Genomic DNA, 14,152 nt, shown 5'->3' with positions numbered 1-14,152 from the left:
AGAAAAAAATAAGATGAAAATACTTATAATCAAATAAAAAAAATAAAAATTAATGTATCTGTTCCTGACACTGTTAAAAAATGAATTTTTTAAAGCTACTTTTTGCTTGATCAAAAAGTAGCCAAAAAATCAAGCCCTGTGTAAAAAGTTGCGGAAAGTGCTTGTTACAACTGGACAAACAGAATCCGCGCTTCAACCTCCCTCTGAACTGTTTTTCTATTTCAGTTGTAACGGTCACTTTCTGATCGCAACTATTTTACAAGGGGCGTTTTTTGGTCTACTTTTGCTACAGTAGTGCATAGGTACTTCAATCAAGCTATTTTTTTTCATCTGTAACCTGTGCTTTCTGATCGCGGCTTTTTGCAAGGGCGGGTTTTTCTTAGCTAACCTTACTCATAGTCTTAAGCTTTAAAAGCTAATCTGTTTCGTAATTGCGCGATAGGACCACCTTGTATGTTTGTTACACGCCTGGGCATTTTTTCTTTTGTGGATGCCATTTTTCTATAGCTTTATTCAGCGCGTTTGTCATGTTTTGTATATCATTATCGTTTTTATTGTCCTTAGTAAGGTTAAGAGAAATGTACCATTGTTTTATTTTTGGGTGTCCAGCTATATGTTGGGCTACCTTTTTACTATTAAGTCTTATCTTTATATGATCTTGTATGGTTACAGGCTTTTGTGTATCCTGTAGATTTACAGACTCTTGTGTAAGTTTAGTACAAGGATTTGCCCCTTTTTCTAGCAACAAGTTAAATATATCGGTATAACCTAGTTGTGCTACATCCATTAATAAACCCTTCCGATCAACCTCCTCAATACCTGCTCTACTACTTGTTAATAACTCAACTATGTTCTTATGGCCGAGTAGTATGGCTAAATCTGTAGGGCTAGGCCTCTCCTCTTTTAAATCATTAGCACCAGTCTGTGCTGTTACATTGGCTCCATTATCTATTAAGAATGTAAGGGCCTCTTGGTTGTTATTCGCTACCGCACACGTTACTAACGTTACCCCGTTCGAATGCTTTGCATTTGGATTTAAACCTTCTTTAATCAAACATTTTACAAGCTCTAGGTTACAATGAGTCTGCTTGATTACTTCTAGGGTCTGGTCCTCTAAAACCATAGGATCACTAATAGTGTATGGCACTTCAAAAGTATTGGTCCAGTTTTGTGTGCCACTTTGTATGGTATTATTGATGGGTGTTGCAAGCTCGTCTATACTATCATCAGTATTATCCAATTCGTTGTACTTTTTTAGTGCCTGCTTAAGGGATGCTTCAGTCTTATTTATCTTATGGGTCATAGTATTCCATTCAGTTGGCATAAAAGGTTGTCCAGTAATTCGGCAAGTATGACTAGTAAGCGCATGAGTATGACTAGTAAGCGCACTAGACTGATTGGTATCATAACTAAACAGTTTATATATTCCATAACCTGAACCAAAAAAAACAGCGGGGACGCTGATTCCCATGCATATATATGTCACAATTTTTTGTATCGGATGTGCTTTCCAGTGCCTATCCCAGCTATCACTACCAGTAGGATTAATAAGAGAACGGTGTGTATTTTGGTTTGTGTTGACACAATGCCTTGTGTTCATGCAAGAAGTCAAGGTATTGCAGGCTAATAAGCCGGTAAATAGGCCTACTTTATAGTATGTATATTTTTTCATGATATTGAGGTTTAATTGTTTTTTATTAACAGACCACTAAGCAGGCAGCATGATTTCAATAGATATGGGATATACCACGATACTATTTATTTTTTCTATCTGCTGAACTTTTATACTTAGGTAAAATAAAGTTCATGAGGCCTGCCGTAGCGGGATCTACGCATCTCTTTTAATGATTAAAGCTAGCGTCATTCTGTATTAATAATAAATATGAAAAACAATTACAAATGTATTCGTGATAAAAAAATAGCTTGCTTCAAGCAATAGTTTGTTGAGCATACCTAAAGCGTAGACCGCTTCTACAACCTATTTACAATGGCACTTTTTTTATTGCCTTATCAAGAGCTATTGCATCTGGATCCATCTATGGTAGATGTTTATGTAAAGCTTTATTCCCATTTTAAACGAAAACAGCAGGAGCAGGCTGTTTGTATTTTTTCCAACTTGGTTGGGCAAGCTAATCTGCATGACATGGTATAAGGGAGCACGATTCCCCAACTGCTAATGCGAATTTTATGACAGTTGTAAGGTGATTGCCAAGCCTACATATCTTGGATTAATTTGTGTATTGGTGATTGCTTACTGGATGGTTATCCATTTAAATAGAGGGGGCACCAACCCAATCTGTTGTATAGGGAAGATCTTAGGTATTTTTATTACCAAAAAGGGAATTATGGATTGATTGTGGTTCACAGCTGGTTTGCTGATTTGCTGAACAACTAAGTCGTTTTCTTAGGAGCCAATGGCGTTAGCTTAATGTAAAAATTAGTATGCATTCAAGGCTATGGGGATTCTAGAAAAAACCGGCCTTGTAAAAATTTGCGGTCAGGAAGCAAGGCTTTTTTTATGCTACTTTTTGCTTGATCAAAAAGTAGCATAAAAATCAAGCCCTGTGTAAAAAGTTGCGGAAAGTGCTCGTTACAACTGGAAAAACAGAATCCACTCTCCAACCTCCCTCTCAACTGTTTTTCTATTTCAGTTGTAACGGTCACTTTCTGATCGCAACTATTTTACAAGGGGCTTTTTTCTTAGCTAGCCTTACTCATAGTCTTAAGTCTTAAAAGCTACACTGCTTGGCAATTGCGCGATAGGGCCACTTTATGGGCTTGTTATGCAGTTCCGCATTCCAGACTTGCATCCGATTTTATACTATCTATAGTATCATTCAGACTTTTTTTCATCGTGTCTTTAACACTCTTAACTTGCTTATGCTCTGTATTCACATCAGACCATTTGGTAAAGTAGTTATAAGTATCTTTATACTCAGCTTTCGGATCTGTGTCTATATACTTTTCTATCTCGCTTCGTTCGTTACAGATACTTTTTTTATCTTTCTGTGCTGTATCTAGCAGTTCTTTAAACATAATGCCATTACCTGCCGATGCTGCAATCTTTAGAAATTTTATGGCATTCTCGTTTTTTTGAATGTTAAAACCCACCGACTTCTCTTGTATTAAATATTTAGAGATATCCTCATTTCTTAGTACTATGGCTAGCTCTAGAAGAGAATCTGCGCCTGGTACACCAGAATTTATCTCTGATAGTTTCAACTTTTCTCCATCTTCTCCCTCTTTTTGCTTACCTATTAAGAATGTAAGGGCATCTTTCCGGTCGTACACTACTGCAAGCGTTAATAACGAAACCCCTTTGGCATCCTTTGCATTTGGATCTAGACCTTTGCTAATCAAACATTTTATAAGATTTGGTTCACAACGAGCCTGCTTGATGTTTTCAAGTGTCTCTTTATCCAAAACCTTAGGATCACTAATAGTGTATGGCACCGCAAAGTTATCATTAGGTTCTGATGCCTGCTTTTCTCTGAACTCTGCCATGGTACGATTAACATCTTCTGTAAACTGATCTATCAGGCTACTATCAGCCTTATCCCATTTTTGTGTACCACTTTCTATCGCCTTATAAACGGATCTTGTAAGCTCCTCTATCTGATGGTCCTTATTAGCCGCAATATTCCATTTATGTGGTATAATATTTCCTCCAGTAGGAGTAACTGGGCAAGTACTAGTAGTAAGCGCACTAGATTGATTTGCAGAACCAGTCAGCCAATATATTACACCACCGAGACTAATAAACAATGTAGATCCCAGTGTTGTATACACCACAGGTTTTGTTATCGGATGCTTGTTATAGTATCTATTGACGGCAAAATTACGAGTAGGATTAAGAGGATCAAAACCTAGTTCTTGCCTTGCGTTAACACAAGAAGCCAAGGTACCAAAGCCTAATAAGCTAATGAATAGTCCTACTTTGTAGTATGTATACTTTTTCATGACATTGATGTTTAAATTGTTTTTATTAATGACTACTAAGCAGGCAGAATGATTTGAATGGGCATGGAATAATACCACGTGCTATTTGTTTTTTCTATCTGCTGAACTTTATACTAAGGCAAAATAAAGCTCGCGAGACCAGCTGTAGCAGAACCTACGCATGCCTTTTAATTACTTAACCCAGTTCTGTATTAGTAATAAAAATTAAATACAATTGCAAATATATTCACGATAACAAAATAGAAGTACTCAAGAGATAGCTTACTGCTTTAAGCGAATAATTAGTTGAAAAACTAGTTCTAAAAGTCTATATTTGGCCCTTAGTGCTAGCCTCGTTTAAATAGCGTAAATAATCAATATGAAATCAATCAACGCCCTCCTAAAAAAATGGCATGCTACCTGCTGGCCTATGAAGCGCAGTGAGTTGAAAAAATTTTTTTCTATGGCCATCTTGATGTTTCTTATTTTGCTGAATCAAAATTTAATTCGTGGCATAAAAGATAGCCTGGTAGTGACTTTAATAGGGGCAGAGGTGTTGAGTTTTATTAAACTATTTGTTGAGATGCCGGCAGGGGTTTTATTTGTAGTCATCTACACCATCTTATGTAATAAGATGACCACAGAAAACATTTTTAGAGCCATCATACTATTTTTTCTATTTTTTTTTATGCTATTCGGATTTTTTTTATTCCCTTATCAAGGGTTATTGCATCCGGATCCGTCTGTGGTAGATGGTTATGTAAAGCTTTATCCCCATTTTAAATGGTTTTTCGTGATGTGGGGTAAGTGGACATTGGTACTTTTTTATATGATAGGTGAACTTTGGCCTATGGTTGTTTTTACGTTGTTGTATTGGCAGCTGGCCAATAAAATAACGAAAACAGCAGAAGCAGGCCGGTTGTATTTTTTTTGCAACTTGGTTGGGCAAGCTAACCTGCTTATTTCAGGCAGTATTATGGTTTACTTTTCTCGAAAGGATCATTTTTTATTGCCTCTCCTGGGTGTAGATAAAACCGAATCAGCGCTAAAAATAGCGGCTCTTATGGCAATCGTTATTCTCTTGTGTCTCTGTATCCTGCTTTTACACAGATATGTTGAAAAACATCTCGTCTATGGTCATATGGTAGAAAGGAGCGCACCTCTCAAGCTACAATTAGGATTTTATGAGAGTTGTAAGATGATTGCCCAGTCTAAATATCTTGGATTAATCTGTGTATTGATGATTGCTTACTCGATGGTTATTCATTTAATAGAGGGGCTTTGGTTTCACCAAACTAGCCTGTTGTATAAGCAAGATCCTACACATTTTATTACCTATCAGGGTAAAGTATTATTTTGGACGGGTGTTTGTACCCTTACTTGTTCTTGTTTTGGTCATGCGATTATTCGGAAATTAAGCTGGCTAGGTGCAGCCTTGGTGACCCCTATTGTCACGCTTATGGTAGGTGGTTGTTTTTTTCTTTTGATAGTAGCGGTTCATTTTAACTTTTTATCAGAAACGATTATGGGTCTATCTACGTTGGCTATTATTGTAGCGATGGGTGGTCTACAAAATGTATTGGCTAAGGGAACTAAATATTGTTTTTTTGATGTAACCAAAGAGATGGTCTACATTCCTTTAGATGGTGAAATGGGTACAAAAGGTAAAGCAGCGGTGGATATATTAGGCGGGAAAATAGGCAAGTCTGCAGGGGCTATTTTGCAAGTAATTTGTTATACTATTTTTGCTACGGCACAACCCAATCAATTGGCGCCATTTTTAATGGTCATGTTTTTTTGCATTTGTATAATTTGGATGGTAGCCGTTGGGATGCTTGCAAAAAGATACAATCGTTTGATAAGAAAGACGGAAGCTGCAACTTCATAATAAAAAAGTTTAAAAAATACCATTCGCTTAACGGCTTAAATGTACCAATGGTAATCCCCCTTACGTTGACGCCATTGGTTCAACCAAGACGGAAACCGATAATACGCTATAGCCCCCTATGAAACAATTGATTCAAGAAAAATTAAAAGGAGATCCCATTATATGGGCGATTGCTTTTTTACTCTCTAGCCTAAGCATTCTAACGGTTTATAGTGCTTCTAGTTCGCTAGCCTATAGAACCATGCATTATAACACCGAATATTATTTGTTCAGGCAGACCTTGCTCATAGGCGCCGGGCTAGCGGCTATGTGGTTAAGCCACCGGTTTGATTACCGCTACTATGCGGCTATTGCTAAAGCTGCGCTTTGGTTATCTATTCCATTGTTGCTGGTAACTTGGCGGTATGGATTAAAGTTAAATGAAGCATCTCGTTGGCTCAATATTCCTTTTATCAATAAATCTTTTCAGCCATCTGATCTGGCACAGCTGGCGCTGATCATACGCATGGCGCATATGCTAGCTAAACAACAAAAAAATATTACTTGTTTTAAAACTGCCTGCTTGCCTATGTTAACCTGGTCGGGTCTTGTTAGTGGTTTAATCGCTTTGACTAATTTCTCTAGCGCTATTTTATTATTTGGTACCTGTTTGGTACTGATGTTCATTGGCCGAATCCCTATTAAGTATTTATTTATTATTGTCTTGACGGGTACGCTAGTGGTGGGAGGCTCATTGCTCTGGGGGCAACGTGGTGGCACAGCCATCAAACGCATAGAACGCTTTCTAAAAGGTGACCTTTCCTTTCAAACGGAGCAATCTTACATTGCTATTGCAACAGGCGGATTGACGGGTAAAGGCCCTGGTAATAGCACCCAACGCAATTTCTTACCCCATCCTTATTCTGATTTTATTTATGCCATCTTAATCGAAGAGTATGGCCTTATAGGTGGTCTATTCGTCATGGTCCTCTATTTGGTTTTATTATATAGAGCCATTGCTTTGCTCCCTACAGCCACTAGTTATTACGGAGGCATTTTGGCTATAGGAATTAGTCTTTTACTTGTTTTTCAAGCCATATTGAATATGGCGATTGCAGTAGGCCTTGGTCCTGTTACCGGGCTTCCTTTGCCATTCGTGAGTATGGGGGGTACTTCGCTTTTATTTACAGGTGTTGCACTAGGCATATTATTAAGTATCAGCCAGGGTACAATTGATACAGAACTCATAAATTTAAAAAAAGAAGTGGCTGGTATTCGTTACAATAAGTACAAAAAAAATAGTAGATGCTAAGATGACCTGCTGCAGTATCCATATTTACTAATGTTTTGAACAGTCAATTCAAGGATTATATTTCTTTGATTATTAAATATAATACAGTTTTTTGAATAGATGATTGGTATGTCATCTCGCTCTCGCTTATAACTGTTAATAAAAAATTGAGCATGCAGTAAAACTATCACCATGTAACCCCAAAATACCCTTTGTAAAAGTTTGTGATCAGCAAGCATAGCATGACAGATGCCAAGAAAAACAGTTGCAGGGAGAGGGCCCAAGCTAAAATGTTTTAGAAATATTTTTTTTGTATATTGTCAGGATTCCGATGATTACCGTTGTAGCCTAGAATCATTCTAGAAAATATAACTTTTATAAGTTTTAGTAAAAATCTTCCTTTTTGTACGTATTTTGTTTGTGTACGTGCTTATGTTTTATGGATACATGGATAGTAATAAATTAGTAGAGTCATTTGCAGAATTTGCCAAATCTAAGAATATTGATAGGCCTACCGTTATACGTATTTTAGAAGACGTATTTCGTGCGGTTATGCTGAGTAAATTTGGCAATAGTGATAATTTTGATATCATTATCAATCTTGATAAAGGCGACTTGCAGATATGGCGTTTTCGTGAAGTGGTAGCAGATGATGCAGTAGATGTAGCTGCTCCTCATAAAGTCTCTCTTTCGGAGGCAAGAAAAATAGAGGCTGATTTTGAACTCGGCGAAGAACTATCTGAGGAAATTAAAATTGCTTCTTTTGGCAGAAGACTTATCCTGACTGCTAAGCAAATGCTTATACAAAAGGTTCGAGAACTGGAGAAAGAGGCGCTTTATAACAAATATGAACAGCTAGTTGGTTGTTTGATTTCAGCTGAAGTAAATCAAATTCTGAGTAAAGAAATCATTTTGTTAGATGATGAAAACAATGAACTTTTTTTACCAAAGTCAGAACAAATACCTAAAGACCAGTTTAAAAAAGGAGAACATATTCGTGCCGTTATCTATAAAGTAGCTTTTAACAATGCGATTCCTCGGGTCTTACTTTCTAGGACATCTCCTCTTTTCTTAGAAAAGTTATTTGAAAATGAGATTCCTGAAATACAGGATGGGCTTATTGCTATAAGAAAAATTGTCAGAGATCCAGGTGCTCGTGCCAAAGTAGCGGTGGAGACTTTTGATGATAGAATTGATCCAGTTGGCGCTTGTGTAGGGATCAAAGGATCTCGTATACACGGCATTACCAAAGAGCTCCAGTATGAAAACATTGATATTATCAATTATACAGATAACTTAGAGCTGTATATTGCGCGTGCCTTAAATCCTGCCTGTATCAATCGGGTCGAACAAAATGGTGAGCGAGTCTCTGTCTACTTAGATCCTGATCAAGTAGCATTAGCCATTGGTAAAGGAGGCCAAAATATTAAACTGGCAGGCCGTCTTATTGGCAAAGAAATAGATGTCTATAGGGATATACCTCATCATTTAGAAGAGCATGACATTCCACTTTCTGAATTTAGTGATACGATTGAGCACTGGATTTTGGAGGAATTGTACAAAGTCGGTTTAGACTCAGCTAGAAGTGTTTTAGCCTTGTCCAAGACAACACTTGAGCAACGGATTGATTTGGAAGAGGAAACGATAGACGAAATCTATGCTATATTAGATCAGGCGCTTAATGGTTAAGCTCAATATGCCTGTTAGGTAGATAAAGATAACCTATGAATGAAGAAAAAAACATGCGACTCAGCCAAGTGGCTAGAAAGTTAAATGTAGGAACAGAGACCATTGCCTCTTTTTTAGAAGAAAAAGGTTTTGTAGTAGATAATAAACCCAATGCTAAAATAACGGATGAGCAATTTCAACTACTAGCTGGCGAATTTAGCTCAGCTGGTATGGATAAGCAAGAAGCTGCTCATCTTACCATTGGTAAAGCTTACCCAAGTCTTTCTGCCTCAGCTAGTAGTGACCATAGTGTAAGGAGCAAAGAACAAGGCAAAAAAAAGAGAGCAACGCACCAAAGAGTTAAACAAAGCGAAAAAGAAGGCCCCATTGTCCCTGCCCATTACGCAGCTTCTGTGCCAGTTTTACCTGGCTTAAAACCAGTTGGAAAAATTGATTTAGCTACTGAAAAAATTGAAGATGAAACCCCTGATACAGTCCAATCTATTGATAAGGAAGCTGTAAACGTTAAATCTCGTTCATTAATGGACCCATCTGATCCTAGATTGCCTTCAAGTGATTTAGCTAACAAGGCAGACCAACAACCGACTGATAAACCAGATAAAATAACCTTTTCAGCTCAACTTAAGCGACCTACTGTAGTAGGTAAAATGACCTTGCCTGAACCTACCTTTAAAAGGCATTATCCTAGCAGTGGGGCAGCCTCACCAAAACCCAATAGTTCAATGGGCGCATCTAAAACAGCCCATGCAAGGCCACAGGATAAGGTCAAAAAACTTACAGATAACCCTACTGCGCCAAGAGGTATAGGTGGTAAAAAAGGGGGATCGGTTAAATTTAAAACAGGGACTGATTCCTTCCGTAAGGAAAAAGCTCCTAAAGTACCATTAGGACCAAAAGAGCAAGAAGGTGTATCTTCCCAAGAAATAGAAAGTCAAATCAAAAAAACGTTGGCTAAGCTAAACCAAGGCACTGGTGATGCGGCACGCTCCAAATATAAAAGGGATAGGCGCAGTGCCCATTTAGAAGCTGAAGAAAAGCGTCAACGCCAGGCTAAAGAAACAGAAAAAGTTTTAAAAATCACTGAGTTTATTTCAGCCAATGAGCTCGCTTCTTTTATGGATATTACCGTAAATGAGGTGCTTTCTACTTGTATGTCTTTAGGTATGATTATATCTATCAACCAACGGCTCGATGCAGAAGCCATTACCGTTGTAGCAGATGAGTTTGGTTATAGTGTAGAGTTTGTTGATCTACAGGAAGAAGAAGTAGAGAAAGATATAGAAGAAGAAAGTGGTGAGCTGCTGGAACGCCCGCCTATTGTAACGATTATGGGCCATGTCGACCACGGTAAAACTTCGTTATTGGATTATATCCGTACCACCAAGGTCACTGCTAAAGAGGCTGGTGGTATTACGCAGCATATTGGGGCCTACGATATTCTTACTGATCAAAACAAAAAAATTGTCTTTTTAGACACACCTGGTCATGAAGCTTTTACAGCTATGCGTACCAGAGGTGCACAAATAACCGATATTATTGTCATTGTAGTAGCTGCAGATGATAGCATTATGAACCAGACCAAAGAGTCTATTAGTCATGCTCAAGTAGCAGGTTGTCCTATTATTATTGCTATCAACAAGATTGATAAACCACAAGCTAATCCAGAAAAAGTTAAAGAAGATTTAGCCAATCTGAACATTTTAGTTGAAGACTGGGGGGGCAAATACCAATGCCAAGAGATTTCGGCCAAGACAGGCCAAGGGATCAATGAGCTTTTAGAAAAAATTCTTCTGGAGGCCTCTCTGCTAGACTTACAAGCAGCTCCTTCCAGAAAAGCCAAAGGTACCATTATTGAGTCTTTCCTAGATCCTGGTAGAGGATATGTATCCACTGGTATTGTACAAGATGGCACCTTACGGGTAGGCGATATTATACTAGCCGGTGTTTACTATGGTAAGGTAAAAGCAATGTTAAACCACCAAAACATAGCGCGCCGAACCGCTCCTCCTGCCACACCGGTTCAAATCTTGGGTTTAAATGGTGCACCCAGAGCAGGTGATACTTTTAGAGTAATGAATAGTGTAAAAGAGGTTGGTGAGCTGGCGCAAAAGAAGCAACAATTATTACGCGAACAGGCCTTGCGTACCAAATCTCACCTCACCCTTGATGAGATTGGCCGTCGTTTGGCTGTAGGCAACTTTAAAGAGCTCAATATTATCATCAAAGGGGATATGGATGGTTCCATCGAAGCCTTAGCTGATGCATTGCTTGGCCTATCGCATGAAGAAGTAGCGGTGAATATCTTACACAAGTGTGTAGGAGCTGTTTCAGAGTCAGATGTACTCTTGGCTGCTGCCGCTGAAGCTATTATTATTGCCTTCCATATTAAACTATCTGCACAAGCCAAAAAATTGGCCGAAAGAGAAGGAGTAGAGATCAAGCAATACGCCATTATTTATAGTGCCATAGATGATGTACGTTATGCCGTACAGGGTCTTTTAGCTCCTACTATAGAAGAGGTACCTACGGGTCGAGCGGAAATTAAAAAGATTTTTACCTTTTCAAAAGTTGGTAATATTGCAGGTTGTCAAGTACAAACAGGGTTTATCAAACAAACTAACCCCGTTCGTGTCATTAGAAAAGATCAAGTTATATTTACCGGTGCCATTCATACCATAAAGCATGGGTTAGAAGAGATTAAACAGGTAAAATCTGTTTCTGAATGTGGTATTCATATTAAAAACTTTGATGAGATTGAAGTAGGAGATATTATAGAAGGATTTGAACGTAAAGAAATCAAGCGTGAGCTTTAAAAGAACCTTTTATGCTAAAAGTAGGTTACGTTTTTTGATTTGTAGTAACAAATGATTACTATGGAAGTAAATTGCTTTAACTACTTTTTATTTTTTTAATATTTATTTTATGATTTGCTTGCATATAACATCTCTGCTAATGGTAGGGGCATTTTTGATATTAACCTTAGGAGTAGGGATTTATTTTAGTAGAAAAAAAATTACTTTTCGGGAATATGCAGTAGGCAGTAAAAGTTTTGCTACACCTACTTTGGTTGCTACAGTATTAGCTACTGATTATGGCGGAGGTATGTTGCTACGTAATGTAGAGCAGGTTCATAGCCGTGGATTGTATTGGATCATGCTCGTACTTTCGACTAGCTTTTTAAGCTATTGGATTATTAGTTGCTTGGCGGTACGTATGGGTCCTTTTATGCAGAATTTTTCTATGGCAGAAACTATAGGGCGGGTATATGGCAGATATCCAAGAGCTGTTGCTGCTGCTTCTTTTATTTGTGCTGCTATTCCTGGTTTAGCTCTTCAAATTACTGCAATGTCTAAGGCAATGGCTATATGTGCAGGCTCAGTTGATCCTAAAAAATTAACTATTTTGTCTACCTTGATTCTTATATTTTATTCCATTTATGGTGGTATTCGTGCGGTTACCTTTACTGATGTATTGCAATTTATCACTTTTGCTATTGTGATTCCCGTTCTTTGCTGGTTTATGTTTGTAAACACAAATAAACAAGTATGGGAAATCATTCCTTATTTGCAAAACCAAGAAAAATTTCAATTCCATGGTTTGTGTCAGTTCGATACGAAACTATTGGCCAATATTTTTCTTTTTCTATCTGTACTTATATCTTATGTGGAACCAGCAAAAATGCAAAGAATTTATATGTCTTCTGGTCCTGTCCAAGCTAAAACAGTTTTCCTTTATGGAGGTATTTTTAGTTGTTGTATAATGGGATTCATAGTTTTAGTTGGTCTGTTTGTTTTTGTAGCCTCACCATCCCTACCTAGCACAGAGATTTGGGGCTATATATTAGGTAATATACCTCCTCTTTTTCAGGGATTTATTTCTATTAGTTTACTAGCTATGGCTATGTCTTCAGCTGACTCTGATTTAAATGCTTGTTCTATCATGGTAAGCCATGATATATTAGAGAGCTTACAAAAAGTAAAACCAGTTTCCCATACCTATACCCTCCATTTGGCTAGACTAACTACTTTGTTTGTAGGTTTATCTGGTATGTTCTTAACTTTTTACTTTAACGATTTGTTAGAATTACTTAAACTAGGATTTTGTTTTTCTATACCTATACTAACAGCTCCTTTTATTTTGGCCACTTTCGGATTTCGCGGCACTTCTCGTACAGCTTTAATCGGTATGACTGCTGGTGTACTCACTATCTTAGCTTGGAATAAGTGGGTGCCAGGCATAGACGGCTCCTTTGTGGCTATGCTAGCCAATGGACTTGCTATGCTGGCTGCTCACTATCTGTTAAAGCAACCAGAAAGTGCAGGTTGGGTTGGCCCAGATACTCATTTTATACAAATACAACAAGCCAAGGCCCGAAGAAGTGCGGAACGTAAAGAAGCCATTAAAAATGGTTGGGCTAATAGAAGAGCCACTTTGGCTAAGTTCAAACCGAGTCACACCACCATCGTATGTATCGGATTCTATCTAGCGATTACTAGCTTAGTGACGCATTTTATAGCACCTATTTCCCATAATGGTCCTTGGCTTATTGTGCAGCTTATGGTAGCTGCTTTTTTTATAGGCTATCCATTTATTGATGATATCTCTAAAAAAATAAGCGGCATCTTCACTGAGCTAGGTTGGCTAATTGGGTTAGTGGTTTATTTTCCTTTCAATTTATTTTGGAATTGGTATCATTCGGTAGATCCCACCTTTACCCTCTCTCTCTCTTTGACTCATTTTGCCCTAATTTTATTGACCTTACCTCTTTATCTAGCTATAGCTATTATAGCCGTTAGCCTATTGTTAACCATTTATCCGATCTGCCTTGGCTTTTCTTATGCACTATTCTGCTCCTTATTACCGCTATTGATAGTAGGCTTATTTTTATTTGCGATTATTACCTACTTGAAAGTCCGACAATCTGGTTATATATCCCAGCTTCTTTACCTAAAAGATCAAGAACAGATTAGATCTTCTCAACAACTCAAAGCCTCTCTCTATGATGCGGCTTTGGTTCCTGCTAATCGTGTGTCTGTTGTTAAAGGTTACGGCTTTATTTTAGAGCAAGTAGTCCGTAAAGTGGAGGAGTCTATTTCTTTTTTAGATAAGGATACTCCCCTTTTTAAGGAAGATTTTCAAAGCATTATCAATAAGTTTTACGATTGGGTGACCTATTTCAATAGAAGAGAAAAGGTTAAAGAACATGCCTTGCTGCAACCTACTCAAATTACCATAGATAAGCTCATGCGTAAGGTAGAGGTTGCTTTGTCACAAGAGATAGGTAATCCGCCTAGGTTACTAGTAGAAAAAATGGATAGCCCTAATGGGGAGATGTTTTCCTATATTATATGTGATATCCATCAAGT

Annotated in this window: 8 protein-coding genes; 6 read left to right on the top strand and 2 right to left on the bottom strand. The window is 37.8% G+C overall.

The features are described from left to right. Positions 1-460: 460 nt before the first annotated feature. The gene (locus MUW74_RS00960) at positions 461-1,672 is read right to left on the bottom strand and encodes an ankyrin repeat domain-containing protein (RefSeq protein ID WP_243517386.1); all 1,212 of its coding nucleotides are present in this window, start codon (positions 1,670-1,672) and stop codon (positions 461-463) included. Between the two features lie 315 nt (positions 1,673-1,987). On the opposite strand from MUW74_RS00960, the gene MUW74_RS00955 reads away from it, so the two are divergent. Beyond that, positions 1,988-2,152, top strand: coding sequence for a hypothetical protein (locus MUW74_RS00955; protein ID WP_243517390.1), 165 nt, complete (start codon positions 1,988-1,990; stop codon positions 2,150-2,152). 629 nt (positions 2,153-2,781) lie between these two features. On the opposite strand, the gene MUW74_RS00950 is transcribed toward MUW74_RS00955, so the two are convergent. Next, positions 2,782-3,960 carry an ankyrin repeat domain-containing protein gene (locus tag MUW74_RS00950; protein ID WP_243517393.1) on the bottom strand — a complete coding sequence of 393 codons (1,179 nt, stop codon included), beginning with the start codon at positions 3,958-3,960 and terminating at the stop codon, positions 2,782-2,784. 358 nt (positions 3,961-4,318) lie between these two features. On the opposite strand from MUW74_RS00950, the gene MUW74_RS00945 reads away from it, so the two are divergent. From MUW74_RS00945 to MUW74_RS00925, 5 genes are all read left to right on the top strand, one after another. Further along, complete coding sequence (locus MUW74_RS00945; protein WP_243517411.1) at positions 4,319-5,827, top strand: NTP/NDP exchange transporter; 1,509 nt, start codon at positions 4,319-4,321, stop codon at positions 5,825-5,827. A gap of 118 nt (positions 5,828-5,945) precedes the next feature. Further along, positions 5,946-7,118, top strand: coding sequence for an FtsW/RodA/SpoVE family cell cycle protein (locus MUW74_RS00940; protein WP_243517415.1), 1,173 nt, complete (start codon positions 5,946-5,948; stop codon positions 7,116-7,118). Positions 7,119-7,544: 426 nt separating this feature from the next. After that, positions 7,545-8,786: a transcription termination factor NusA gene (nusA, locus tag MUW74_RS00935; protein ID WP_243517418.1), complete on the top strand. Its 1,242-nt coding sequence runs from the start codon at positions 7,545-7,547 to the stop codon at positions 8,784-8,786. Between the two features lie 35 nt (positions 8,787-8,821). After that, the gene (infB, locus tag MUW74_RS00930; protein WP_243517421.1) at positions 8,822-11,599 is read left to right on the top strand and encodes a translation initiation factor IF-2; all 2,778 of its coding nucleotides are present in this window, start codon (positions 8,822-8,824) and stop codon (positions 11,597-11,599) included. 139 nt (positions 11,600-11,738) lie between these two features. Continuing rightward, the coding region (locus MUW74_RS00925; RefSeq protein ID WP_243553019.1) for a sodium:solute symporter at positions 11,739-14,152 on the top strand (2,414 nt) is incomplete at its 3' end.

Origin of the sequence: Candidatus Cardinium sp. cBcalN2 (genome assembly GCF_022810445.1) — a bacterium.
Lineage (GTDB): Bacteria > Bacteroidota > Bacteroidia > Cytophagales > Amoebophilaceae > Cardinium.
This window is presented reverse-complemented; position numbering and strand designations above follow the sequence as displayed.